At 71.3% G+C, this 25,162-nt stretch carries 21 protein-coding genes and 4 tRNA genes; 13 read left to right on the top strand and 12 right to left on the bottom strand.

All coding sequences use genetic code 11. The features are described from left to right. The first annotated feature begins 18 nt into the window (after nt 1-18). From purD to FKN01_RS06395, 4 genes are all read left to right on the top strand, one after another. Nucleotides 19-1,287 (top strand): phosphoribosylamine--glycine ligase, encoded by a 1,269-nt coding sequence (gene purD, locus FKN01_RS06410; RefSeq protein WP_143617313.1) that lies wholly within the window; start codon nt 19-21, stop codon nt 1,285-1,287. Between the two features lie 330 nt (nt 1,288-1,617). After that, nucleotides 1,618-3,324 carry a hypothetical protein gene (locus tag FKN01_RS06405; protein WP_143617311.1) on the top strand — a complete coding sequence of 569 codons (1,707 nt, stop codon included), beginning with the start codon at nt 1,618-1,620 and terminating at the stop codon, nt 3,322-3,324. A 193-nt stretch (nt 3,325-3,517) separates the two neighbouring features. Beyond that, entirely contained in the window at nt 3,518-4,981 is a 1,464-nt protein-coding gene (locus tag FKN01_RS06400; protein ID WP_143617309.1) for a N,N-dimethylformamidase beta subunit family domain-containing protein, read from the top strand. A 117-nt stretch (nt 4,982-5,098) separates the two neighbouring features. Further along, a complete protein-coding gene (locus tag FKN01_RS06395; protein ID WP_143617307.1) occupies nt 5,099-6,013 on the top strand; it encodes a phosphoribosylaminoimidazolesuccinocarboxamide synthase in 915 nt (304 codons plus the stop codon). Nucleotides 6,014-6,062: 49 nt separating this feature from the next. Here FKN01_RS06395 and FKN01_RS06390 read toward each other — a convergent pair. From FKN01_RS06390 to FKN01_RS06355, 8 genes are all read right to left on the bottom strand, one after another. Continuing rightward, nucleotides 6,063-6,135 (bottom strand) — tRNA-Gly (locus FKN01_RS06390). Nucleotides 6,136-6,157: 22 nt separating this feature from the next. Next, a complete protein-coding gene (locus tag FKN01_RS06385; protein WP_143617596.1) occupies nt 6,158-6,769 on the bottom strand; it encodes a response regulator transcription factor in 612 nt (203 codons plus the stop codon). A gap of 2 nt (nt 6,770-6,771) precedes the next feature. Further along, complete coding sequence (locus FKN01_RS06380; protein ID WP_143617305.1) at nt 6,772-8,301, bottom strand: sensor histidine kinase; 1,530 nt, start codon at nt 8,299-8,301, stop codon at nt 6,772-6,774. An 18-nt stretch (nt 8,302-8,319) separates the two neighbouring features. Then, a complete protein-coding gene (locus tag FKN01_RS06375; RefSeq protein ID WP_143617303.1) occupies nt 8,320-9,120 on the bottom strand; it encodes an ABC transporter permease in 801 nt (266 codons plus the stop codon). Beyond that, a complete protein-coding gene (locus FKN01_RS06370) occupies nt 9,117-10,061 on the bottom strand; it encodes an ABC transporter ATP-binding protein (protein WP_143617301.1) in 945 nt (314 codons plus the stop codon). Before FKN01_RS06370 ends, FKN01_RS06375 begins: the two co-directional genes overlap by 4 nt. Nucleotides 10,062-10,221: 160 nt before the next feature. Next, nucleotides 10,222-10,294, bottom strand: a tRNA-Gly gene (locus FKN01_RS06365). A gap of 79 nt (nt 10,295-10,373) precedes the next feature. Continuing rightward, nucleotides 10,374-10,445: transfer RNA gene (locus FKN01_RS06360), tRNA-Gly, on the bottom strand. 133 nt (nt 10,446-10,578) lie between these two features. After that, complete coding sequence (locus tag FKN01_RS06355) at nt 10,579-10,914, bottom strand: Lsr2 family protein (RefSeq protein ID WP_185992770.1); 336 nt, start codon at nt 10,912-10,914, stop codon at nt 10,579-10,581. Nucleotides 10,915-11,300: 386 nt separating this feature from the next. Between FKN01_RS06355 and purS the strand changes: the two genes are divergently transcribed. From purS to purL, 3 genes are read left to right on the top strand one after another with little or no spacing between them, the layout of a single operon-like run. Next, nucleotides 11,301-11,561, top strand: a complete 261-nt coding sequence (gene purS, locus FKN01_RS06350; protein ID WP_018554113.1) for a phosphoribosylformylglycinamidine synthase subunit PurS — start codon at nt 11,301-11,303, stop codon at nt 11,559-11,561. Beyond that, complete coding sequence (purQ, locus tag FKN01_RS06345; protein WP_018101737.1) at nt 11,558-12,238, top strand: phosphoribosylformylglycinamidine synthase subunit PurQ; 681 nt, start codon at nt 11,558-11,560, stop codon at nt 12,236-12,238. Before purS ends, purQ begins: the two co-directional genes overlap by 4 nt. After that, entirely contained in the window at nt 12,235-14,484 is a 2,250-nt protein-coding gene (gene purL / locus FKN01_RS06340) for a phosphoribosylformylglycinamidine synthase subunit PurL (RefSeq protein ID WP_143617299.1), read from the top strand. Before purQ ends, purL begins: the two co-directional genes overlap by 4 nt. 109 nt (nt 14,485-14,593) lie before the next feature. Here the strand turns inward: purL and FKN01_RS06335 are convergent, their stop codons facing one another. Beyond that, nucleotides 14,594-16,120: an MFS transporter gene (locus FKN01_RS06335; protein WP_398931251.1), complete on the bottom strand. Its 1,527-nt coding sequence runs from the start codon at nt 16,118-16,120 to the stop codon at nt 14,594-14,596. Nucleotides 16,121-16,245: 125 nt separating this feature from the next. Here FKN01_RS06335 and FKN01_RS06330 point away from each other — a divergent pair, with 125 nt between their 5' ends. The 4 genes from FKN01_RS06330 (at nt 16,246) to purM (ending at nt 20,772) form a co-directional block, all read left to right on the top strand. Further along, nucleotides 16,246-16,884 (top strand): TetR/AcrR family transcriptional regulator, encoded by a 639-nt coding sequence (locus FKN01_RS06330; protein ID WP_143617297.1) that lies wholly within the window; start codon nt 16,246-16,248, stop codon nt 16,882-16,884. Between the two features lie 62 nt (nt 16,885-16,946). Next, nucleotides 16,947-17,747: a maleylpyruvate isomerase family mycothiol-dependent enzyme gene (locus FKN01_RS06325; RefSeq protein ID WP_143617295.1), complete on the top strand. Its 801-nt coding sequence runs from the start codon at nt 16,947-16,949 to the stop codon at nt 17,745-17,747. 364 nt (nt 17,748-18,111) lie between these two features. Further along, nucleotides 18,112-19,638, top strand: coding sequence for an amidophosphoribosyltransferase (gene purF, locus FKN01_RS06320; RefSeq protein ID WP_143617293.1), 1,527 nt, complete (start codon nt 18,112-18,114; stop codon nt 19,636-19,638). 60 nt (nt 19,639-19,698) lie between these two features. Beyond that, a complete protein-coding gene (gene purM / locus FKN01_RS06315) occupies nt 19,699-20,772 on the top strand; it encodes a phosphoribosylformylglycinamidine cyclo-ligase (protein WP_143617291.1) in 1,074 nt (357 codons plus the stop codon). Between the two features lie 122 nt (nt 20,773-20,894). Here the strand turns inward: purM and FKN01_RS06310 are convergent, their stop codons facing one another. Both FKN01_RS06310 and FKN01_RS06305 read right to left on the bottom strand, forming a co-directional pair. Next, on the bottom strand, nt 20,895-21,152 hold the full coding sequence (locus tag FKN01_RS06310) for a DUF3073 domain-containing protein (protein WP_073966783.1): 258 nt from the start codon (nt 21,150-21,152) through the stop codon (nt 20,895-20,897). 289 nt (nt 21,153-21,441) lie between these two features. Further along, a complete protein-coding gene (locus FKN01_RS06305; RefSeq protein WP_143617289.1) occupies nt 21,442-22,533 on the bottom strand; it encodes a Glu/Leu/Phe/Val dehydrogenase dimerization domain-containing protein in 1,092 nt (363 codons plus the stop codon). A gap of 176 nt (nt 22,534-22,709) precedes the next feature. Between FKN01_RS06305 and FKN01_RS06300 the strand changes: the two genes are divergently transcribed. Together FKN01_RS06300 and bldC are read left to right on the top strand one after the other, a co-directional pair. After that, complete coding sequence (locus FKN01_RS06300) at nt 22,710-23,555, top strand: hypothetical protein (RefSeq protein WP_143617287.1); 846 nt, start codon at nt 22,710-22,712, stop codon at nt 23,553-23,555. A 534-nt stretch (nt 23,556-24,089) separates the two neighbouring features. Beyond that, a complete protein-coding gene (gene bldC, locus FKN01_RS06295) occupies nt 24,090-24,296 on the top strand; it encodes a developmental transcriptional regulator BldC (RefSeq protein ID WP_003949541.1) in 207 nt (68 codons plus the stop codon). A gap of 709 nt (nt 24,297-25,005) precedes the next feature. Here bldC and FKN01_RS06290 read toward each other — a convergent pair. Next, a tRNA-Asp gene (locus tag FKN01_RS06290) sits at nt 25,006-25,080 on the bottom strand. Nucleotides 25,081-25,162 lie beyond the last annotated feature (82 nt).

Below are 25,162 nucleotides of genomic sequence, written 5' to 3'. Positions count from 1 at the left end.
ACGGCTAGGCTGCACCCCGTGAAGGTCCTCGTCATCGGCGGCGGCGCCCGCGAACACGCCCTGTGCCGCTCTCTGTCCCTCGACCCCGACGTCACCGATCTGTACTGCGCCCCCGGCAACGCCGGCATCGCAGAGGTGGCCGAACTGCACCCGGTCGACGCCCTCGACGGCGCCGCCGTCGCGCGCCTCGCCGCCGAGCTGGGCGCCGGGCTGGTGGTCGTCGGCCCGGAGGCGCCGCTCGTCGCCGGTGTCGCCGACTCGGTGCGCGCCGCGGGCATCCCGTGCTTCGGCCCGTCCGCCGCCGCCGCGCAGCTGGAGGGCTCGAAGGCGTTCGCCAAGGACGTCATGGCCGGAGCGGGCGTGCCCACCGCCCGCAGCTACGTGTGCACCACGCCCGCCGAGATCGACAGCGCCCTCGACGCGTTCGGTGCCCCGTACGTGGTCAAGGACGACGGTCTGGCCGCGGGCAAGGGCGTCGTCGTGACCGAGGACGTCGAGGTGGCCCGCGCCCACGCGCTGGCCTGCGACCGGGTGGTCATCGAGGAGTTCCTCGACGGCCCCGAGGTGAGCCTCTTCGCGATCACCGACGGCACCACCGTGCTGCCGCTCCAGCCCGCCCAGGACTTCAAGCGCGCCCTCGACGGCGACGAGGGTCCGAACACCGGCGGCATGGGCGCGTACTCCCCCCTGCCCTGGGCCGACCCCAAGCTGGTCGACGAGGTCATGGAATCGGTGCTCCAGCCGACCGTCGACGAGCTGCGCCGACGCGGCACGCCCTTCTCGGGTCTGCTGTACGCGGGCCTCGCGATCACCTCGCGCGGCGTGCGGGTCATCGAGTTCAACGCCCGGTTCGGCGACCCGGAGACCCAGGTCGTCCTGGCGCGCCTGCGCACGCCGCTGGCCGGCGTGCTGCTCGGCGCCGCCGACGGCACCCTGGACCAGTTGCCGCCCCTGGCGTGGCGCGACGAGGCGGCCGTCACGGTGGTCATCGCCTCGCACAACTACCCGGGCACCCCGCGCACGGGCGACCCGATCGAGGGGCTGGACGAGGTCGCGGCGCAGGACGCCCCGCACGCGTACGTGCTGCACGCCGGCACCAAGCGCGACGGGGACGCGATCGTCAGCGCGGGCGGCCGGGTGCTGTCCGTGACGGCGACGGCCGATGACCTGGCGGGCGCCCGCGAGCGTGCCTACGCGGCGGCGGCGCGGATCCGGCTCGACGGCTCCCAGCTCCGTACGGACATCGCGAAGAAGGCCGCGGAGGAAGCGGCGGGCGCGGGGGCCTGAGCCGGATGCGCGGCGCGCGAGGGGGCTTGAGCCGGATGCGCGGCGCGCGAGGGGGCTTGAGCCGGATGCGCGGCGCGCGAGGGGGCTTGAGCCGGACGCGCGCCGGGCGCGGCCCGTACCCCGCTGACCCGCTGTCCCTCAACACCTTTGACCAAAGCCATTCCATCGAGTGACGGCTGAGCCATCCGGATGACGCCCGCCGCACCCCCAACTAGGGTGCGGCGCAAGCGTTCCGGCACTTGGCCCACCGGCATTGCGATGTCAGTGGCGGGTGCCATGGTGGGGGAGTGAGCAACACCGCCGTGGGGGCAGAGGGGGTGAGGTCCAGCCGTGTCCGGTACCGGTACGGGTGAGGAGCCGGGTGCGCGTGCGGCGCGGGCCCGGGCGCTCGTCCTGCTGCGCATCCGCGGCAGGGCGACGGCAGTCGCGCTGCTGCCCGCGGCGCTGGCCGTGGTGCTGTTCGCCGCGGGCGCGCGGGGGTTCGTGGCCGGCGGCGGCTGGGACGCGGCGCGCTGGGCCGTGGCCGCCTGCGCGGTCGTGGTCCTGCTGATCGCGGGAGCCGTCGCGCTCGCGGTCGCACGGGCGAAGCCGGCGGTCAGCCCGACCGTTCCGCTCAGCGAGGCGGCGGCGCCCGGCCTCTACCGCCTGGTCCGTGAGCTGGCGGACCGGCTCGATGTGCCCGCGCCCTCGGCCATAGCCCTCACACCCGACTGCGACAGCTGGCTGGAGGACCGCACCCATCCGGCGGCCGGCGGCCCCGCACGGCGGTCGGAAGCGGCCCCCGTGCTGGTCATCGGCTCACCGTTCCTGTGGTGGATGCGGGTCGCCGAGCTGCGTGCCCTGCTCGCCCCGGTCGTCGCGGGCACCAGCGCGTCCGCCCAGCCCGACATAGCCGCCGCCCGGCGCTTCGTCCGGGGCCTGGACGGTGCGGTCGCCGATGGAGCCGCCCCCGTCCGGGGGCCGGTGCGCCGGGCCCTGAGGCTGCCGCGCGTCGTCATCGGGCGGATCGCCCGGATACTGCTGCGCAGCTGTCGCGGTCACGCCGCGGAGATGGAGCGGGGGGTCGCCGCCGCCGCGTCCGCACGCGCCCGGGAGGTGGACTACGGGCTGCGGATCGTCGCGCAGGAGCAGGTGGGCCTCGCCTACGCCGGCTGGGACCGGCTGCTGACCCGGGTCGCGCTGCCCGCCTGGCGGATGGGCCGCTGGCCCGCGCGGCTGGACGCGGGCGTCGTCGCCGCGCTCACCGAGCTCTCCCGCCGCGACCGGCTGGCCGAGGGGTACGCCTCCCGGCTCGGCGAGCGGCCCGCCTGCGACCTCCTGGAGGAGCCGGGGGCGGCCGACGAGGCGGCGTCGCTGCTGGCGGCCCGGCTGTTCCACGGCGGGCCCGCCGAGACCGGCCCCGACTGGGCCCCGGTGGACTGGCAGCGGTATCCGGACGAGGTCGTCGACCGGAAGTGGCGTTCGGAGGCGGCCCGGCTGCACCGCGTCCTGGACGCCATGGGCGTGCCGCCCGCCGCGGCCGTAGGCGGGGTCCCCACGCTGGCCCGCGTGGTCGAGCACCTGGAGGCGGGGGACGCCGGTGGCGAGGAGCTGGCGGCCGGGCTCATCGCCGCCGTGGCCCGCGAGGAGGCCGAGGCGCAGGAGCGGGCACGGACGGCCCCGGACGGCCCGTCCGGCCCCGGCGCGGGCGGCCCCGGCCCCGGCACGCCGGGGCCCGGTCCCGGTCCCGGAGACGACCTCACCGCCCTCTGGGGCCCCGACCCGCTCCCGCTGTTCCCGCTGCAGCCGCCGCGTACCGGCACCGAACTGCTCGCCGACCACGTCGCGGCCATGGTCTGCTGCGCGGCAGTGGACACGGCGGGCGCGGCGCCCGGTCTGGACTGGCTCGACGGGCCCGCGCTGCTGGTCGACGGCGAGCGCCGCGCGGACCTCGACAGCCCCGTCCTCAGCCTGATCGAGGACGGTGACGCCGGACCGCTGCGGTCCTGGCTCGCCTCGGTCGGCGTACGCACCGACAAGCCCGTCCGTCTCGTCTGAAACAGGCCCCGCCCGACGCGGGTGTGGCGGACGGGATGGCCGAGAACAACCGCTTAACCGGAGCGACAGCTTCCGTTCACGTCAATTCACGACGAACGGTGACGGAGTGCGTGCGTTATGTGATGTGCTGGGGAACGGCGCTGACTGACGGCGCACCACTGTTGATCCGGGGGCCTGAGGGAGGGGGAGCGTGATGGGGGCGGAACATATCCGTCGGTGGGAATCGGGTGCCCTGGCGCATGCCGTGACCGACCCTTTCGGCCAGGGGCCGCTGCCCTGGCTGCGCGGCAGCGAGAACTACTTCGACGACACCGGCCAGGTCGTGCCCTGGTACGTGGACCCGGCCCTGTCCCGCGGCTCCACCGACGGCGGCACCCGCACCGCCGACGACGTCCGGCGGCAGATCAAGGGCTTCACCTCCACGGGGGCCGCGGCCCCCGGTGAGGCGATCGACTTCCACATCACCGTGGACCCGCCGCAGCAGTTCTCCGTGGACGTCTACCGGATCGGCCACTACGGGGGCGACGGCGCCTCGAAGATCACCACGAGCCCGCGGCTCTCGGGCATCGTCCAGCCGGCCCCCCTCACCGCCGACCGCACGGTCTCCTGCCACCACTGGTGGCTGTCCTGGCGGCTGCAGATCCCCAGCTACTGGTCGATCGGGGCGTATGTCGCCGTGCTCACCACGCTCGACGGCTACCGCTCCCACATCCCGTTCACCATCCGCGACAACCACCCGGCGGACCTGCTGCTCGTCCTCCCGGACGTCACCTGGCAGGCGTACAACCTCTACCCGGAGGACGGCCGGACCGGCGCCAGCCTCTACCACGCCTGGGACGAGGACGGCCGGCTGCTGGGGGAGGAGGACGCGGCGGTCACCGTCTCATTCGACCGCCCCTACGCGGGCGCGGGACTCCCGCTGCACGTGGGGCACGCGTACGACTTCATCCGCTGGGCCGAGCGCTACGGCTACGACCTCGCCTACGCCGACACCCGCGACCTGCACGCGGGCCGGATCGACCCCACCCGCTACCGGGGCCTGGTCTTCCCGGGCCACGACGAGTACTGGTCGGTGCCCATGCGCCGCGCCGCCGAGCGCGCCCGCGAACACGGCACCTCCCTGGTCTACCTCTCCGCCAACACCATGTACTGGCAGGTCAGCCTGGGGCCCTCGGCGTCCGGGGTGCCGGACCGGCTGCTCACCTGCCGCAAGCGCCGGGGGCCCGGCAAGCCCGCGCTCTGGCGCGAGATCGACCGCCCCGAGCAGCAGCTGCTCGGCATCCAGTACGCGGGCCGGGTCCCCGAACCCCACCCCCTGGTCGTGCGGAACGCGGAGCACTGGCTGTGGGACGCGACGGGCGCCGGTGAGGGCGACGAGATCGAGGGCCTGGTGGCGGGCGAGGCCGACCGCTACTTCCCGCGCACCACGCTGCCGGAGCACGACAACCGCATCCTGCTCGCCCACTCCCCGTACCAGGACGGTGAGGGTGTGATGCGCCACCAGGAGACGTCCCTGTACCGGGCCCCGTCCGGCGCCCTGGTCTTCGCCTCGGGCACTTTCGCCTGGTCACCGGCGCTGGACCGGCCCGGCCACGTGGACGCCCGCATTCAGAAGGCCACCGCCAACCTCCTGGACCGGATCTGCAAGCGCGCCTGACCGGAGGACGGCCACTCCACGCTTCCCCGCCCACCCGGACGGCACCCCTCCGCAGCCGGCCGTTCCCGGATACGGGACAATCGGAACGGTTCTTGGAACAACCTACGCGGAGGCAGCGTGTCCGGATTCGTAGAAAAGCCCGAGCCGGCGCAGGTGCCGGGACTCACCCACCTGCACACCGGCAAGGTGCGCGACCTGTACCGGAACGAGGCCGGTGACCTCGTCATGGTCGCCAGCGACCGGATCTCCGCGTACGACTGGGTGCTGCCGACCGAGATCCCGGACAAGGGCCGCGTTCTGACCCGCCTCTCCATGTGGTGGTTCGACCAGCTCGCCGACCTCGTGCCCAACCACGTCCTGTCGACCGAGGTGCCCGCCGGGGCCCCCGCCGACTGGGAGGGCCGCACGATGATCTGCAGGTCGTTGCGGATGGTCCCGGTCGAGTGCGTCGCCCGCGGCTACCTGGCGGGCTCGGGGCTGCTCGAGTACAACGCCTCGCGCACCGTCTGCGGCATCGGGCTCCCCGAGGGCCTGGTCGACGGCTCCGAGCTCCCGGGCGCGATCTTCACCCCCGCCACCAAGGCCGCAGTCGGTGACCACGACGAGAACGTGAGTTACGAGGAAGTGGCCCGCCAGGTCGGTACGGAGACCGCGGCCGCGCTGCGCCGGACCACCCTGGACGTCTACGGCCGGGCACGCGACATCGCCCGCGAGCGCGGGATCGTCCTCGCGGACACGAAGTTCGAGTTCGGCTACGCCCCCACCGCCGACGGTGGCGAGGAACTGATCATCGCCGACGAGGTCCTGACCCCGGACTCCTCCCGCTTCTGGCCGGCCGCCTCCTGGGAGCCGGGTCACGCCCAGCCGTCGTACGACAAGCAGTTCGTCCGCGACTGGCTGACCTCTCCGGCCTCCGGCTGGGACCGCAAGAGCGAGCAGCCTCCGCCGCCGCTGCCCCAGGAGATCGTGGACGCCACCCGCGCCAAGTACGTCGAGGCGTACGAACTTCTCACCGGCACGCCCTGGCAGTGAGGGCACACGAAGAAGCCCCCGGCCGAAAGGCCGGGGGCTTCTTCATCCGAGCGGACGACCAGGTTCGAACTGGCGACCTCAACCTTGGCAAGGTTGCGCTCTACCAACTGAGCTACGTCCGCAAGCGCCGAAGCGCGAGACCTACTATACCCATCCCCGCTCCCGTGCGAGACGCACTGCCGCATGACGGTTCTCCGCACCGAGCTTCGACGCCGCCGCCGAGAGGTAGTTCCGTACGGTCCCCTGGGAGAGCGAGGCCCGCTCGGCGATCTCCGAGACCGGCGCCCCGTCGACCGCGAGCTCCAGCACCTCGGTCTCCCGGACGGTCAGCGGCGAGTCCCCGGCGGCGATGGCGTCGGCCGCCAACTCCGGGTCCACGTAACGGTTTCCGGCCTGCACCGTGCGGATGATCCCCGCCAGCTGGCGGGCGCTCACGGTCTTCGGCAGGAAGCCCCGGACGCCCGCCGCGAGGGCCCGCTTGAGGTGGCCGGGCCGGCCGTGGCTGGTCACGATCATGGTCCGGCAGTCCGGCAGTTCGGCCCGCAGCGTTGTGGCGACGCTCACACCGTCCGCCCCGGGCATCTCCAGGTCGAGCACCGCTACATCCGGGCGGTGGGCCCGGGCCATGGCGAGCGCCTCCGGACCCGTCGCCGCCTCCGCGACCACCACCAGGTCCTCCTCCAGAGCGAGGAGGGCGGCGAGCGCACCCCGGATCAGATGCTCGTCATCGGCGAGCAGCACCCGTACCGCGGTCATCGTCATCCCTCCACGGGGCCGGGTCCCGGCCCCACCATCACACCCGGGGCCACCATGGCCCCGGGACGCAAGCCACCGGGCGCACGGCGGGCGCCGGGCATCCGGCGGCCGTGCCCCTCGGCCGCATGGGGCTCCTCGGCCGCACGGGGCTTCTCGGCCGCTCGGGGCCCCTCGGACGCTCGGGGCCCCTCGGACGTACGGGCCTCCTCGGACGCTCGGGGCCCCTCGGACGTACGGGCCTCCTCGGCCTCACCGGGCTTCCCCCGGTCCCCCGCCCCCGCCCCCGCCCCCGGCGGGATCGCCGCCAGCGGGATCGTCGCCGTCAGCCGGAACAGGCCGCCCTTCACCGGGCCCGCTCCCAGCGAGCCGTCCAGCACGGCGAGCCGTTCCCGGAGGCCGGCCAGCCCGGAGCCCGGCCCGTCGGACGCGGGCGAGGGCGCCGTCCCGGTGGGCGGCGCGCCGTCGTTCTCCACCTGGAGCACCACGGCGTCGGTGGTGACCCCCACCCGGATCACGCAGCGGCGCGGGTCGCCGTGGCGCAGCACGTTGGTGGCCGCCTCCCGGACGACCCAGCCGAGCGCCGACTGCACGGGAGCGGGCAGGTGCTCCCCGCCGTCGCCGGTCACCGTGCACTCGATACCGGCGGCCCTCAGCACCCCCTGGGCCCCCGCCAGTTCCGTGCTCAGACTCGCTTCGCGGTAGCCGCGCACCACATCGCGCACTTCCTGTTGCGAGGCGCGCGCTATCCGCTGCACCTCGACCATCTGGTCCACCGCCTCCGGCCTGCCGCGCTGGGCGAGCTCCACCGCCAGCTCGCTCTTGAGCGCGATCACCGCGAGGTTGCGGCCCAGCACGTCGTGCATGTCCCGCCCGAACCGCAGCCGTTCCTCCGCCACGGCGAGCCTGGCCTGTATGCCCCGGGCCTGCTCGGCCTGCCACATCACGCTCATGCTCCAGGCGCTGGGCCGGACCGAGATCAGGACCAGCACACAGCCGAAGAGGCTGCAGGGCACCACTCCCGCCAGGGTGCCGCCCTTGACGCCGGCCACCGCGAGGGCACTGGTGATCAGGACGGTGAGGCCGAGGGACTCGGTCAGGAAGCGGCGGACCGGCACCAGGAGCACCCGGGTGATCACGAGGGCCATCGGCGCGTTCAACGTCATGAGCAGCAGCCCCGAGCCCCGGACACCGTCCACCCCGGCCAGGGCCGCCAGGAGCCCGACGGCCACGACCAGAAGCACCACGGGGGCCAGCAGGCGCCGCCCCGGGAAGACGGAGACGCCCAGGTAGTGCTCGTACGACGCGGTGAGGTTGCGGTTGCTCAGCAGGCACTGCGCGAGGCTCACCAGGAGCAGCGCCAGGCCGAGGGCCAGCGGAAGCGGCTCATGGCGGATGTCCTGGTGAAAGGGCGCCCCCTGCCAGGCCAGGGCGAAGAACCAGGGGATGCAGGAGATGGTGAACCGCGAATACAGATCTATCCGCTCCATCTTGCTGCGCTCCTGCCAGCTGCGGCGCCATCCCCGTACGCGCATCGCGGCCCAACCTCCATGTCAGCGTCGCGGATCCCAGCGGAACCACCGCTGCACAGCAAACACGGCCAGCGCCGTCCAGACCAGCCCGGTCAACGCGGCGCCGAGCAGGTCGGTGCCCTCGGGGCCACCGAACCAGCCGGCCCGGACCAGGGTCATCACACCGGTCAGCGGCAGGTATTCGCAGACCGCCGCGAGCCGGTCGGGGAATATGTCCAGCGGGATGAAGAGGCCCGAGCCCATCATCGAGACGAGGAACAGCGGCAGTGTCGTCAGCTGGGCGGTCTGCACGGTGCGGGTGACCACGGAGGTGACCGCGGCCAGGACGGTCAGCAGCACCACACCCAACAGCAGACCCGCCACGAGCAGTTCCGGGCGCTCCGGGGCGCCGAGGCCGAAGAAGGCCGTACCGGCGACGACGATCACCGCGCTCTGCGCCAGGGCGAGGGCGCCGGCCGGGAGGGCGGTCCCGGCCAGGATCTCGCCGTCGGTGACCTCGCCGGTGCGCAGCCGCTTCAGGACCAGCTCCTCGCGCCGGGCGACGTAGGCGGCGGCCAGGTTCATGTAGACGGCCTGGATGAGCACCGTCCCGACGCCGCCCATGAGCGCCGCTTCGGCGACGGTGAGCCCGGTCCCGTCGAGGTCGACCTTCTCGAACGCCGACTTCATCGCCATGATCATGGCCGCCGGCATCAGGAGCGCGACGAAGACGGCCGTCCTGTTCCGCGCGAGCAGCGACAGCTCGGCGCGGCCGAGGGCCGCCAGCCGGCTCACGGGCGTGGTGCGCGCGGGGCCGGCGGTGGGGGTGGTCGCGGTGGTCATGGGACGGGCACCTCTTCGGTTTCGGCGGCGGACTTCGCGATGTCGAGGAACGCCTCTTCGAGCGAGGCGGAGCGGGCGTCGAGCCCGTGCAGCCGGACGTTCGACTCGGCGGCCCAGCGGAGCAGTTCGGTCAGTACGTCCTGGAGGCGGTGCGTGCGTATCTCGACCCGGGCGCCCTCGGCGGTGGCGTGGAGCTCCAAGGGCAGCCGGGCCGGCACAACACCCTCGGGCAGCTCGAAGCGGATGCGGGCGGGGCGGGCGGCCGTCACCTCGGCCGTGGTGCCCGCGGTCACGATCCGGCCGCGGTGCATGATCGCCAGCCGGTCCGCCAGGGCTTCGGCCTCCTCCAGGTAGTGCGTGGTGAGCAGGACGGTGATGCCGTCTTCCTGGAGCCGGCGCACCAGCGCCCAGGTGTCGCGGCGGCCCTCCGCGTCGAGACCGGTGGTCGGCTCGTCGAGGAAGAGCACCTCGGGCCGGCCGAGCACGGCCAGCGCCAGGTCGAGCCGCCGCCGCTCACCGCCCGAGAGCTGCTTGACCCGGACCCGGGCACGGTGGCCGAGCCCGACCAGCTCCAGCGCCTCGCCGGTGGGCCGGGCGCCGCTGGTGCACCCCGCCCACATCCGTACCGTCTCGGTGACCGACAACTCGGACGGGAAGCCGCCCTCCTGGAGCATCACGCCTATCCGGGGGCGCACCTGAGAGCGCTCGCCATAGGGATCGTGGCCCAGCACGCGGACCGAGCCGCTGTCGGGCCGGGCCAGGCCTTCCAGGAGCTCGACGGTGGAGGTCTTGCCGGCGCCGTTCGTGCCGAGGAGGGCGAAGAGCTCGCCGCGTGCCACGGAGAAGGAGACGCCGGACACGGCTTCGAAGCCGCCGGCGTAGCTGCGCCGGACGTCCTCCGCCTGGATCACGTACTCACGGGACATGTCGTCGCTGGTCATGTCTCCAGGTTTCCGTCCGCGGCGGGCCCGGGGCAGTGCGGACTGTCACCACCACCCATGACAAACGTCATGAGTGCTCCTGCGGGAGCGGGGAAGACACATGAGGACCCGAGATACGACGAAGGCCCCGGTCGAAATCGACCGGGGCCTTCGTATTCTGAGCGGACGACCAGGTTCGAACTGGCGACCTCAACCTTGGCAAGGTTGCGCTCTACCAACTGAGCTACGTCCGCATTGCAGCCACTCGGCTTTCACCGGTGGAGCGAGCACTACTCTACCTGATCCACCGGAGTGGTCCTGCAGGTCGTGCAGAGCGGGTGACAGGAATTGCACACTGCGCCTTCCCCCTGGAAGGGGGATGTTCTGCTACTGAACTACACCCGCACGCTGCGCGGGGTTCGGCCTTTTCGGCCTCGCCCCTCGGCGTGCTCCAGACTCTAGCCGACCTGCGGGGGTGTCGCGCAAGTCGGCTCCCCCGCAGGTCCTCCGCCGGCGCCCCGCCGGACCTTTCGCTGGGTCAACTCGCTTCCTGGAACGCCTCGTACACGCTCTTCGGGATGCGGCCCCGGGCGGGCACGTCCATCCGGCGCGAGCGCGCCCAGGCGCGCACCGTCGCCGGGTCGGGCGCGAGCGAGGTGTGCCGGTACGGAACGGGAGCCTTGTCGTGCTTGCCGGCATTTGTCCGCTTGCGGCCGGCCGCCATGTACGGGGCCAGGGCGTTCCGGAGTTTCTTTGCGTTGGACGGATTGAGGTCGATCTCGTACGACTTCCCGTCCAGGGCGAAACTGACCGTTTCCGCCGCCGTTCCCCCGTCGATGTCGTCGGAGAGTGTGACCACTACGCGCTGCGCCACGGATATCGGTCCTTTCCTACGGCATCGGCGCGTCTGACGTGCGCGGATGCCGGCCTTACGGCTGTGAGCGCGGATGCGGGCCGACTGATGTCGGTGCTCCGGGGCAATGCTGCATTCCCCGGTAATCATTTGTACAGCGAGTGGTGCCGCATTGTGAAGCCCGCCCAATTACTTGCGCGTGTCCGCCCGCTATGTGTGCCGCGTGTGAGCATTTGTTTCGCGGCTTTTCCGCCGTCCGGTGATCGGTCGATATCCGGGCGTGATCTATCCCGTTTCATATCTACCCGCGTAGAATTTCCGGGCAGGTAGGCTGAGTGGACCCGCGGGGGTCCGGGGTACCCCCTCCGGAGAAACAGCCGCACCACACCACCACACCGGGAGTGCCAGTGGCACGCGTCGTAGTCGACGTCATGCTCAAGCCCGAGATCCTCGACCCGCAGGGACAGGCGGTGCAGCGCGCACTGCCCCGTCTCGGCTTCGAGGGAATCGCGGACGTACGTCAGGGAAAGCGTTTCGAGCTGCAGGTCGAGGGGCCGGTCGATGACGCCGCCCTCGCCCGTATTCACGAGATGGCTGAGACGTTCCTCGCCAACACCGTGATCGAGGACTTCACCGTGAAGGTGGAGAAGGCCGAGGAGTCGAAGTGACTGCTCGTATCGGAGTCGTCACCTTTCCGGGCACGCTCGATGACCAGGACGCCCTGCGGGCCGTTCGTGTCGCGGGCGCCGAACCCGTATCGCTGTGGCACCGCGACAAGGACCTGCACCAGGTCGATGCGGTGATCCTGGCGGGCGGTTTCTCGTACGGCGACTATCTGCGCGCCGGAGCCATCTCCCGGTTCTCGCCGGTCATGGAGACGGTGATCGAGCAGGCGAAGGCGGGCATGCCGGTCCTCGGCATCTGCAACGGCTTCCAGATCCTCACCGAGGCGCACCTGCTGCCCGGCGCGATGCTGCGCAACAACCACCTGCACTTCATCTGCCGCGACCAGACGCTGCGCGTCGAGAACGCGGAGACCGCCTGGACCTCGGACTACTCCGCGGGCCAGGAGATCTCCGTACCGCTCAAGAACATGGACGGCCGATACACCGCCGACGAGCACACGCTCGACGCGCTGGAGGCCGAGGGGCGCGTCGCCTTCCGTTACGTGGGCCGCAACCCGAACGGCTCGCTGCGCGACATCGCCGGCATCACCAACGCCGCGGGCAACGTCGTCGGCCTGATGCCGCACCCGGAGCACGCCGTGGAGCCGCTGATCGGCACCGGTCGTACCGACGGTCTCGGTTTCTTCACCTCGATCATCAAGAAGCTGGTCAACGCATGAGCCTGGACACGGTCAAGCACGCGGCCGAAACCCCGGACACCGCGCAGCCCTGGAAGGAACTCGGCCTCAAGGAGGACGAGTACGCCCGTATCCGCGAGATCCTGGGCCGCCGTCCCACCGGCGCCGAGCTCGCCATGTACTCCGTGATGTGGTCCGAGCACTGCTCGTACAAGAGCAGCAAGGTCCACCTCAAGCAGTTCGGCGAGAAGGCCCCCGCCAACGACGCCATGCTCGTCGGCATCGGTGAGAACGCCGGTGTGGTCGACGTCGGACAGGGGTACGCGGTCACCTTCAAGGTCGAGTCGCACAACCACCCCTCGTACATCGAGCCCTACCAGGGCGCGGCGACCGGCGTCGGCGGCATCGTCCGCGACATCCTCGCCATGGGCGCCCGTCCGGTCGCCGTGGTGGACCCGCTGCGCTTCGGGGCGGCCGACCACCCGGACACCAAGCGGGTCCTGCCGGGTGTCGTCGCGGGCATCGGCGGGTACGGCAACTGCCTCGGTCTGCCGAACATCGGCGGCGAGGTCGTTTTCGACGCCTGCTATCAGGGAAACCCGCTCGTCAACGCCGGCTGCATCGGTGTGATGAAGCACGAGGACATCCACCTCGCGAAGGCCTCCGGGCCGGGCAACAAGGTCATCCTGTACGGCGCCCGCACCGGCGGCGACGGCATCGGCGGCGTCTCCGTGCTGGCCTCGGAGACCTTCGAGTCGACCGGACCGGCCAAGCGCCCCGCCGTCCAGGTCGGCGACCCGTTCCAGGAGAAGCTCCTCATCGAGTGCACCCTGGAGATCTTCAAGGAGAAGCTCGTCGCGGGCATCCAGGACCTCGGCGGCGCCGGGCTCTCCTGCGCCACGTCCGAGCTGGCCTCCGCGGGCTCCGGCGGCATGCGCGTCGAGCTGGACACCGTGCCGCTGCGCGACTCCTCCCTCTCGCCCGAGGAAATCCTCATGAGCGAGTCCCAGGAGCGCATGTGCGCCATCGTCGAGCCGCAGCACGTCGACCGCTTCCTGGAGATCTGCGAGAAGTGGGACGTCATCGCCACCGTCATCGGTGAGGTGACCGAGGGCACCCAGCTGGAGATCTTCTGGCACGGCGAGCAGATCGTGGACGTGCCGCCGCGGTCCGTCGCCCACGAGGGCCCGACCTACCACCGCCCCTTCGCGCGCCCGTCCTGGCAGGACGCGCTCCAGGCCGACGACGCCGGCAAGCTGGCCCGCCCGGCGAACGGCGCGGAGCTGCGCGAGCAGGTCCTCAAGCTGGTCGCCTCGCCGAACCAGGCGTCGAAGTCCTGGATCACGGACCAGTACGACCGGTTCGTGCAGGGCAACACCGTGCTCGCGATGCCCGAGGACGCCGGCATGGTCCGCATCGACGAGGAGTCCAACCTCGGCGTGGCCATGGCGACCGACGGCAACGGCCGCTACGCGAAGCTCGACCCGTACACCGGTGCGCAGCTCGCGCTGGCGGAGTCGTACCGGAACGTCGCCGCGACCGGTGCCAAGCCGCTCGCGGTCTCGGACTGCCTGAACTTCGGTTCGCCCGAGGACCCGGACGTCATGTGGCAGTTCGCCGAGGCCACCCGCGGTCTCGCGGACGGCTGCCTGGAGCTGGGCACCCCGGTCACCGGCGGCAACGTCTCGCTCTACAACCAGACCGGTGAGACGGCGATCCACCCGACGCCGGTCGTGGCCGTGCTCGGTGTGATCGACGACGTCACGCGGCGTACGCCGGTCGCCTTCGGGGAAGAGGGCCAGCTCCTCTACCTGCTGGGTGACACGCGCGAGGAGTTCGGCGGCTCGGCCTGGTCCGAGGTCGTCCACAACCACCTCGGCGGCATGCCGCCCAAGGTGGACCTGGGCCGCGAGAAGCTGCTCGCCGAGATCCTGATCTCGGCCTCCCGCGACGGCATGATCGACGCGGCGCACGACCTGTCGGACGGCGGCCTGATCCAGGCGGTCACCGAGTCCTGCCTGCGCGGCGGGAAGGGCGCCCGGCTGGTCGTGCCGGACGGCCTCGACGCCTTCACGCTGCTGTTCTCCGAGTCCGCGGGCCGCGCGGTCGTCTCGGTGCCGCGCAGCGAGGAGCTGCGGTTCAACGACATGTGCGGGGCACGCGGCCTGCCCGTGACCCGCATCGGTGTCGTGGACGGCGACGCGGTCGAGGTCCAGGGCGAGTTCAGCATCCCGCTGAGCGAGCTGCGCACCGCGCACGAGGAGACGATCCCGGCGCTGCTCGCGTAGTTCCCGGACAGCACACACCGAAACCCCCGACCGGTTCCGCCCGGTCGGGGGTTTTCGCGTCATGCGTACGGGGAAGCGCGGAGGGTTCGCCCGCTCGTACGGGAAGGAGTCAGCCGCTCGTCCGAGTGCCGGGCAGCCGGGTCGCCAGGAGCAGGGCGAGCACCATCGCACCGGTGGCGCACGCGAAGACCACGTCCGTCGAGGAGACGAAGGCGTCCAGGGCCTGGCGGCGGGCGGTGCCGGTGAGCCGGCCGATGTCGCTGGTCGTTCCGCCGGGGCCCTCGGCGGCGTAGACCCTGCTCAGTACGGCTCCGAAGAGGGAGGCGCCCAGGGCGGTGCCGAGGGTCTGGAAGAAGCGGATACCGGTGGTGGCGACGCCCAGCCGGCCCGGCGGGGCGGTGTCCTGGACCAGCTGGATCAGCTGGCCGATGAGCTGGCCGAAGCCGATTCCCATGAGCAGCATCGCGCCGCGCACGGTCCACAGGCCGGTGTCCGTGTCGAGCGTGGTCAGCAGTGCGAGGGCGGCCGACGCGAAGACCGTGCCGCTGACGACGAAGGTCTTCTGCGACCAGCCGGCCGCGGCCAGACGGCCCGAGACGAGCCCGACGACGGTCATGCCGATCGCCATCGGGACCAGGAAGAGACCGGCCGAGCTCGCGGCGACCCCTCGGACCACCTGGAGGTAGATCATCACGTAGACGATCGACCCCATCATCGCGGCGCCGACGAGCCCCTGGACAGCGAAGCCGTACCGCATGGACCGCAGGCGGAAGAGCGAGAGCGGCAGAATCGGTTCGGCGGCCGTGGCCTGGCGCCACAGGAACAGGCCCAGCGCGACGACGGCGGCGACGGTGAGGCCGACGACGACCGGCGAGGTCCACGCGTAGTCCTCGCCGCCCCACTCGGTGACCAGGAGCAGTGCGGTGGAGAAGGCGGCGGCGAGACCGGCGCCGAGGAAGTCGATGCGATGGCGCGCCGCGTGGACGGGGAGCTTCACCACGACGGCCGCGGCGATCAGGACGGCGATGCCGACGGGCAGGTTGACGTAGAAGATCCAGCGCCAGCCGGCGTGGTCGGCCAGGGCGCCGCCCACCCAGGGGCCGAGCGCCATGCCCGCACCGGCGATGATCCCGCCGATGCTGCCCTTCGTGTCGCCGCCCCTGGCCTTCGTGCCCTCGCCCTCCTCCGGGCCCGCCGTGCCGAGCTGACGAAGGACGACCATGGTGACGCTCATCAGCCCGCCGCCGCCGATGCCCTGGAAGGCGCGTGCGGCGATCAGCTCGCCCATGGACTGGGCCGCTCCGCACAGCCCGGAACCGGTGAGGAAGGTGGCCAGCGCCCCGATGAACACCTTCTTCGAGCCCAGGGAGTCGCAGAGCTTGCCGTACAGGGGCAGCGCGGCGGTGGCGGCGAGCTGGTAGGCGGCGATCAGCCACGGGATCCGGTCGACGCCGTGGACCGGATCCAGGTCGCGGACGATCGGGACGGTCGCCGAGGACACGATGTTCGAGTCCAGCACCGCCAGCAGGATCGTGACGACGCAGAGCGCCACGCCGATCCGGACACTCCGGCCGCTGGGCGGCTGCTCGCCCGTGGCCGTCTGCCGTGGCGCGAGCGTGCTGTCTGTTCCGGACATGGCTGGGCACCCCCTCCTGAGCGGTGCCGAGGCGCACCGTCGCGGTCGGGCCCACTGTCGCCCCTAATCTTGTACCGCGTCAAGTTTTCATCCGGGATAAATCTTTGTCCTGGTATATTGAGGTCATGACCGAGGGGATGGGCCTGCGCGAGCGCAAGAAGATGGAAACCCGGCGGCGGCTGCTGGAAACGGCCACCAGGCTCTTCTCCGAGCGCGGGTTCGATCAGGTCTCCGTCGCGGAGATCGCCGACGCGGCCGATGTGTCGAAGATGACCGTCTTCAACTACTTCGACAGCAAGGAGGACCTGGTCTTCGCGCCGTTGGAGGAGCACGTCGGCGACGCCGCCCGCATCGTGCGGGAGCGTCCGCCGGGCGAATCGGCGGTCGCGGCGCTGCGCCGGCAGTTCGTGGCGGCGGTCGAACGCCATGACCCCTCGGTGGGCATGGGGGACTCGCCGGTGGCGCTCGGCATCGTGCGGCTCATCCTGGAGACGCCCGCCCTGCTCACGCGCGCCCACTCCTACTTCGTGCGGACGCAGGACCAGCTCACCGCGGTCCTGATCGAGGAGGGCGAGGAGCCGGCCATCGCGCGCATCGTCGCTTCCCAGCTCCTCGGTACGCGAAACGCGCTGCTCACAGAGAACCGCAGGCGCATCCTGGCCGGCGAACCGGCCGCCGCGGTCGTCGCCGACGCCGTCGCCCTCGCCCACCGGGGCTTCGACCTGCTGGAGAAGGGCCTCGGGGACTACGCGACGCGCGCCTGATCCGCGGACCCCGTGCACGCGGGGCGGACGCCCTGTCGGTGCGGCGTCGTAGGCTCGCCGACATGCCGCCCTCGCAGAAGCGCGCCCGCCGCTACGACCCGGCCAGGACCCGCACCGCGGTCCTCGCCCAGTTCGCCCACGTCCGGGACGCCGTGCGCACGCTGACCCCGCAGCAGCTCGCCGCGCCCAGCGGACTCGGTGACTGGACGGTGCGCGAGCTCGCCGCGCACATCGCCATGGCCCTCTCGCACGTCAGCCGGACGCTGGAGCTTCCCGCACCGGACCTCGCCAAACCCGAGGTGTCCCTGCTGGAGTGGCCGTTCACCACAGCGGCCCGCGCCTCCCGGATCGCGGACGACACCGCCGAGCATGCCGCCGCTGCCCCCGGCCTGGACGCGCTCTACGCGGAGACCGCCGCCCGCTTCGAGGCGCTGGTGCCCGGCGCCCCCGAGGACCGGCTGCTGGCCACCCGGGTCGGCGCGATGCGCCTCGGCGACTTCCTGGTCACCCGCACCGTGGAGCTGGTCGCCCACACCTGGGACCTCAACGAGGCGACCGGGCTCTCCGTCCCGTACGACCGGCAGGCGCTCGCCGCCTGCAGCCGGCTCCTCGCCGACGCGCTGGCCGAGCGGGCGCCCGGTGGTTCGGTCGAGGTCCGGGTGCCGCCGTTCGCGGTGGTGCAGTGCGTCCAGGGGCCGCGTCACACCCGGGGCACCCCGCCCAACGTCGTGGAGACCGACCCGCTCACCTGGATACGGCTCGCGACCGGGCGTACGGAGTGGGCCCGGGAGGTCGAAGCGGCGAAGGTCGCCGCGAGCGGCGAGCGCGCGGATCTCTCCGAGCTGCTGCCGCTGATGGGCTGACCTCACCCCGGATGGTCCGGCGAGCGCTCCGAGATGCCGCATACCGGGCGCCCGCGGTGTGAGGCTCGCCACGAAACGACCGGTCGGGCCGGTCGCTCCCGCCGCCCGGGAACCGGCTCACGCAGCGCCACGACGTGCCCGCTCCAGCCCCCTTCCGGATGGCCGGAACCTTTCGGTGAACGGCCGGCGATCCGTGCGTCGCCTGCCCTGCGGCGGTTGCCGCGCGTAGACCGGGGAGGGGGTGTGATGACTGTGCGTCACTGCCGTGAAGGGGCCGGGAGCGTGTTGCCGGGGGGCTTCGCCGGTGGTGGGGCGGGGCATCCCCAATTCGGACCAGTGGTCGATCTCCCCTACACTCGATGGCGTGCCTCGTGGTGATGGACGACTCAACCACGACCTGCTCCCCGGAGAAAAGGGCCCCCAGGACGCTTGCGGCGTCTTCGGTGTCTGGGCTCCGGGCGAAGAGGTCGCCAAGCTCACCTATTTCGGACTGTATGCCCTGCAGCACCGTGGACAGGAGTCCGCGGGCATCGCAGTGAGCAACGGGTCCCAGATCCTGGTCTTCAAGGACATGGGACTGGTCTCGCAGGTCTTCGACGAAACCTCCCTGGGATCGCTCCAGGGCCATATCGCGGTCGGTCATGCCCGCTACTCCACCACCGGTGCCTCGGTGTGGGAGAACGCGCAGCCGACGTTCCGTGCGACCGCGCACGGCTCGATCGCCCTCGGTCACAACGGGAACCTGGTCAACACGGCCCAGCTCGCGGAGATGGTCGCCGACCTCCCGCGCAAGGACGGCCGCGCCACCCAGGTCGCCGCGACCAACGACACCGATCTGGTGACCGCGCTGCTCGCCGGCCAGACCGACGACGACGGCAAGCCGCTGACCATCGAGGAAGCCGCCACCAAGGTGCTTCCCGAGGTGCGGGGTGCCTTCTCCCTGGTCTTCATGGACGAACACACGCTCTACGCCGCCCGTGACCCGCAGGGCATCCGCCCGCTGGTCCTCGGCCGCCTGGAGCGCGGCTGGGTCGTCGCGTCGGAGTCCGCCGCCCTCGACATCTGCGGCGCCAGCTTCGTGCGCGAGATCGAGCCGGGCGAGATGGTCGCCATCGACGAGAACGGTCTGCGTACCTCGCGATTCGCGGAAGCGAAGCCCAAGGGCTGTGTCTTCGAGTACGTCTACCTGGCGCGCCCCGACACCGACATCGCGGGCCGCAACGTCTACCTCTCCCGTGTGGAGATGGGCCGCAGGCTGGCCGCCGAGGCGCCCGTCGAAGCGGATCTGGTCATAGCGACCCCGGAGTCCGGCACCCCGGCCGCCATCGGCTACGCGGAGGCCAGCGGGATTCCGTTCGGCAACGGCCTCGTGAAGAACGCCTACGTCGGCCGCACCTTCATCCAGCCGTCCCAGACGATCCGCCAGCTGGGCATCCGCCTCAAGCTGAACCCGCTCAAGGAAGTCATCAAGGGCAAGCGCCTGGTGGTCGTGGACGACTCGATCGTCCGCGGCAACACCCAGCGCGCACTGGTCCGGATGCTCCGTGAGGCCGGTGCCGCCGAGATCCACATCCGGATCTCGTCCCCGCCGGTGAAGTGGCCCTGCTTCTTCGGCATCGACTTCGCGACCCGCGCCGAGCTGATCGCCAACGGCATGTCCGTCGAGGAGATCGGCACGTCGATGGGTGCCGACTCGCTCGCGTACATCTCGATCGACTCGATGATCGAGGCGACGACGATCGACAAGCCGAACCTGTGCCGCGCCTGCTTCGACGGCGAGTACCCGATGGAGCTCCCGGACCCGGAGCTGCTCGGCAAGCAGCTGCTGGAGACCGAGCTGGCGGCGGGCCCCGCGGCGACCGCGGCGTCCGACGCGCTGCGGCGTCCGTGACCCGGACCGTCCGGCAGCCCTTCCCCCAGCCCCGTATCTCCACACGAAAGATCCCAGGCAATGTCTGAGACAGCAGGTGCTTCCTACGCGGCAGCGGGCGTCGACATCGAGGCCGGCGACCGCGCCGTCGAGCTGATGAAGGAGTGGGTGAAGAAGACGCAGCGCCCCGAGGTCGCGGGTCTCGGTGGCCTCGGCGGCTTCGCCGGCCTCTTCGACGCCTCGGCGCTCAAGCGTTACGAGCGTCCGCTCCTCGCCTCGGCCACGGACGGCGTCGGCACCAAGGTCGACCTCGCCCGTCAGATGGGCGTGTACGACACGATCGGTCACGACCTCGTCGGCATGGTCGTGGACGACCTCGTCGTCTGCGGCGCCGAGCCGCTGTTCATGACCGACTACATCTGTGTCGGCAAGGTGCACCCCGAGCGTGTCGCGGCCATCGTCAAGGGCATCGCCGAGGGCTGTGTGCTGGCCGGCTGCGCACTGGTCGGCGGCGAGACCGCCGAGCACCCCGGTCTGCTGGGCGCGGACGATTTCGACGTGGCCGGAGCGGGTACGGGCGTGGTCGAGGCCGACCGCCTGCTGGGCCCCGACCGCATCCGAGAGGGGGACGCGGTGATCGCCATGGCGTCCTCCGGGCTTCACTCGAACGGGTACTCGCTCGTCCGCCACGTGGTGTTCGACCGGGCCGGCTGGACGCTGGACCGCCAGGTCGAGGAGTTCGGCCGGACCCTGGGCGAGGAGCTTCTGGAGCCGACCCGGATCTACTCGCTGGACTGCCTGGCCCTCACGCGTACGACCGAGGTGCACGGCTTCAGCCACGTCACCGGTGGCGGCCTGGCCAACAACCTGGCCCGGGTCATCCCGGACGGCCTGCACGCGACGGTGGACCGCTCCACGTGGACTCCGGGCGCGGTGTTCGACCTCGTCGGCCAGGCCGGCCGGGTCGAGCAGCTGGAGCTGGAGAAGACGCTCAACATGGGCGTCGGCATGATCGCGGTCGTCCCCGCCGAGTCCGTGGACGCGGCCCTGACGACGCTGGCCGACCGGGGCGTCGACTCCTGGGTCGCCGGCGAGATCACCGCCCGGGGCGACCACGCGACGGGCGCCGAACTGGTGGGTTCGTACGCACGCTGAACGGGAACACCGGCCGGGCCGACGGGTCCGGCCGGTCACCGGCCGCCTCGCCTTTCCCGTACGCAGGCAGCACAAAACCCGGTCCGGAGAGCTCCGAACCGGGGTGATGTGTCAGCGCGAGGTCAAGCGCCGCGGCGCTTGGACGACGGACCGGACTGGTCGTTCTCGTCCTCGTCCTCGTCGTTGTTGTACAGATCCGCGTACTGTGCGTACGGGTCATCTTCCTCGTCGTCGTCCTCGAACGGCTCCGCGTTCGGTGGCTGACTCGAAGTCGATGCGCCCAGCTCACTGGCCAGACGCGACAGGTCCGTCCCGCCGGTGCTGTATTTCAGCTGGCGGGCGACCTTTGTCTGCTTGGCCTTTGCCCGGCCGCGCCCCATGGCTCGACCCCCTCGGTGACGGGGCTCGACGGCCCCAGAGTCTTGACACGCGTTCATGTTTCAGGACGGACTCTCGGCAGAGAGACCGTGCCTGTAGAGCTTTAACGGTACCTGCTTCCGCGGCCATACGGTACGCCGCCCGCATCACGCGCCCCGGAAGAGGACCCTCGAGACGCCCTGTCCTCGCTGGTCAACTGCGATTTTAACCTCTTATCGGCAGGCGACCCGCCGACCGGCGTGAGTCTTGTCTCGCCGGTCGGCGGGCCGCGGCCTCACAGCGGGTGCCGGGTCAGCGGCGGCGAGCCTCCGCCATCCGCTGTTCGGCGATCCGGTCGGCCGCGGCGGCCGGCGGAATGCCGTCCTCCTTCGCACGTGCGAATATGGCCAGCGTGGTGTCGAAGATCTTCGTGGCCTTCGCCTTGCACCGGTCGAAGTCGAAGCCGTGCAGCTCGTCGGCGACCTGGATGACCCCGCCCGCGTTCACCACGTAGTCGGGTGCGTACAGGATGGCGCGGTCGGCCAGGTCCTTCTCGACGCCCGGGTGCGCGAGCTGGTTGTTGGCCGCACCGCACACCACCTTCGCGGTGAGCACCGGCACGGTGTCGTCGTCGAGGGCGCCGCCCAGCGCGCACGGGGCATAGATGTCCAGGCCCTCGGTGCGGATCAGCGCCTCGGTGTCCGCCGCGACGGCGACCTCGGGGTGCTTGTCGGTGATCCGGCGGACGGACTCCTCGCGCACATCGGTGATCACGACCTCGGCGCCGTCCGCGAGCAGGTGCTCGACCAGGTAGTGGCCGACCTTGCCGACGCCGGCGACCCCCACTTTTCGGCCACGCAGCGTCGGGTCGCCCCACAGGTGCTGGGCCGAGGCCCGCATGCCCTGGAAGACGCCGTACGCGGTGAGCACCGACGAGTCGCCGGCGCCGCCGTTCTCGGGGGAGCGGCCGGTGGTCCAGCGGCACTCGCGGGCCACGACGTCCATGTCGGCGACGTAGGTGCCGACATCGCAGGCCGTCACGTACCGGCCGCCGAGCGAGGCGACGAACCGGCCGTAGGCCAGCAGCAGTTCCTCGCTCTTGATCTGCTCGGGGTCCCCGATGATGACGGCCTTGCCGCCACCGTGGTCGAGCCCGGCCAGGGCGTTCTTGTACGACATGCCGCGCGCGAGGTTCAGCGCGTCGGCCACGGCCTCGGCCTCGGAGGCGTACGGGTAGAAGCGGGTGCCGCCGAGGGCGGGGCCCAGGGCGGTGGAGTGGAGGGCGATGACGGCCTTGAGGCCGCTGGCCCGGTCCTGGCAGAGGACGACTTGTTCGTGTCCGCCCTGGTCCGAGTGGAACAGGGTGTGCAGGACATCGACAGGCGCGCCGGTCACATCGGTCACTGTGGTGACTCCCAAGTACGAAGCGGCGGAAAGACCCTCCTGAAGGTGGGGAGGGCCCACCGGACCGGCCGTACGGACGGCCCGGCTGGCAAGAGCGTAAGTCCTACCACCACGTAGATCTGTTCCAGTGCCGAGGATCACCCCCTACCGGGGGACGGGCGTGACACGATCACCGCATGTCGGTGGTGTCTTCGGTGCTGGTTCCCTACGCGTCCTACCTCCGGGTGTACGAGCCACTGGAGGCCTTCCCGGAGGGCGAGCGCGCCCACTGGGCCCGCTACGCGGCCCGCGACCGGATGCCCACGGCACAGGACGAACTCAGGCGTTCACTGGCCGACTTGGCGGCGACCCCGCCCGCGGGTGTGCCGGCGCACGAGAGCGCCGACGCGTTCGTGGCCGAGGTGGACGGCGTGGTGTGCGTGTGCCCGTGGCGGACCCGGCTGCGCGGCTGGCTGGCGCTGGACGGGCTGGCGGAGCTGTTCCCCGGGCCGGTGCTCGACGCTGTGCTGCCGCCGGTGGTGCGCGGCCAGGCGCTGGCCGACCACGAGCGGTGGGCGGAGCGCAATCCGGACGCCCGGCCGTGGATCAGGACGGCGGTGTGGCAGGTTCCGGTGCGCTGGTTCGTGCTGTTCGCGGACGAGGAGCGGGAGCATGTGGTCGCCGGACCGGACGGGGAGCCTCCGGTGTTCCGGTACCGGACGCCGATGGTCGAGGCGCGACGCCGGCTGGCCAGGTCCCTGCGGACGCTGCGGGAGACGATGGACGAGGGGCCGCTGACCGCGGGGCTCGTGGACATCGGGCGGTGGCTGGAGGAGTTCCATCCGCGCTCGCTCGTGGAGCTGGACTACGGCGGGCTCGTGCACGCGCTTCCGGAGCGGGAGCTCAGCGTCGACCGGAGCGCCGCCGACGTGGCGGAGGGGATCGCCGCGCTGCGGGCGGGCGACGCGGAGAGGGCGGCCGGGGCGTATGCGCGGCTCGCGGAGCGCTGGCGAGCCGTAAGGGACCGTCAGTTCGCGAACTGACCGCCCGGACCCCCTGCGCGGACGGCTTGTGAACCGGTGTCGGGTGTGACACGTGTGGGTGAAGGGGCGGAAGGTGCTCATGGGGTGGAGGGACCTACGTCCCGAACCGGGCCTTTGCCTCAACCGTGATGGATAGCACTTACGGGGCCCTTGCGCCCTTCCCTACCCCTCGTGTCAAAATAGGACAAGGAGTCCGGTGAGGACTCCATCCGTCCATGTATGGGTGGATCGCTCAGCATTGCACGCTATGGGGGGTCTGATGGCTCCTGATCACTCTGTGACTGATCGTCACGGTGGTGTGACTGTCCGCTATGGCATGGTCCATCGGCTTTCCGTCGTTGATGGACACCTGGGAGGGCAATTCCATCGGTTTGGCCGACGTGGCTGGACGGATGGTGTAGTTGTAGTGCCGAGGACAAGCCGTTCGTCCTATAACCGACTCGGCCCGCGTCCGCCATTTCGGGCAACGTGGGTCAAGGTGCAGAATTTAGAGGAAAGAACCGAGATGGTTCGGTTCTCCCGAGGAGGCCGCTCATGACCGCTCGCACCCCTGATGCCGAGCCGCTGCTGACCCCGGCTGAGGTTGCCACGATGTTCCGCGTGGACCCGAAGACGGTTACCCGTTGGGCGAAGGCAGGCAAGCTCACGTCCATCCGCACGCTCGGTGGGCATCGCCGGTACCGCGAGGCAGAGGTCCGCGCACTGCTTGCGGGCATTCCGCAGCAGCGCAGCGAGGCCTGACAAACCCCCTGTCACCCCGTCACACCTGGGCTTTTGGGTCCCCCAACCCACTTGCTCACCCATAGCTTCATATGACGGGCGCCCGCCCCAACGGGCGCCATACCTGTGCCGTACGGGTCATGTCATCCGATCGCGCTGGACTCCGCCGGGTCCAGCGCGATTTCTTTGCGCCCGGGCCGACTCCGTCCCGCGGCTCTCCCTGCCGGCTCACGGTGCCGTTTGCGCAGCCCGGCTCGGCGGCCGGGGCCTCACCGGGGGCGTCGGTGGGCGGTGCGGGGGTATCCGGAGGACATCCCTCTGGGAGGTGCAATTGCACATATTAAATTCGCTAGTTGTAGGAAGGGTGTAAAGGCCCCCCTTCTCAAAACTGATTCAGTGACACCCGTCACACTGCACGAGTGTTGCCAACTACGAGCCTGCCACTTCGGGGAAGCCGGTGGGTGCGCCGAAGGTCATGTCCTGTGGGGACTTACGTCCCCTGCTTCGCGAAGGCCGTACGGAGCCCCGTCGGTGCCCCCTGGGCGGCCTGGGCGGCCGGGCGGGCCATTCGGGGCCCAGGGGGGCCTGAGGGGCCGTCGCAGGCTCCCTTGTCGAGCCGGGGCGGCCGGGGTCCGCTCCGCGCACACTCCGGGTTCTGAGTACTCGTCGGCGGATGCCGCGGTCAAGACGCGCGAAAGCCCGGATCGATTCGATCCGGGCTTTCGTTCTGCGGTCCTGACGGGATTTGAACCCGCGGCCTCCACCTTGACAGGGTGGCGAGCACTCCTAACTGCTCCACAGGACCAGGTTTCGCTGCCTTCCTCGCGTCCGGCTGCGAAAACAGACTGTACAGGAGTCCGGCGGGTGCGGTCGAACTCACCGAGGGT

The sequence above is a fragment of the Streptomyces sp. 130 genome, from assembly GCF_007096885.1.
Classification (GTDB): domain Bacteria; phylum Actinomycetota; class Actinomycetes; order Streptomycetales; family Streptomycetaceae; genus Streptomyces.
This window is presented reverse-complemented; position numbering and strand designations above follow the sequence as displayed.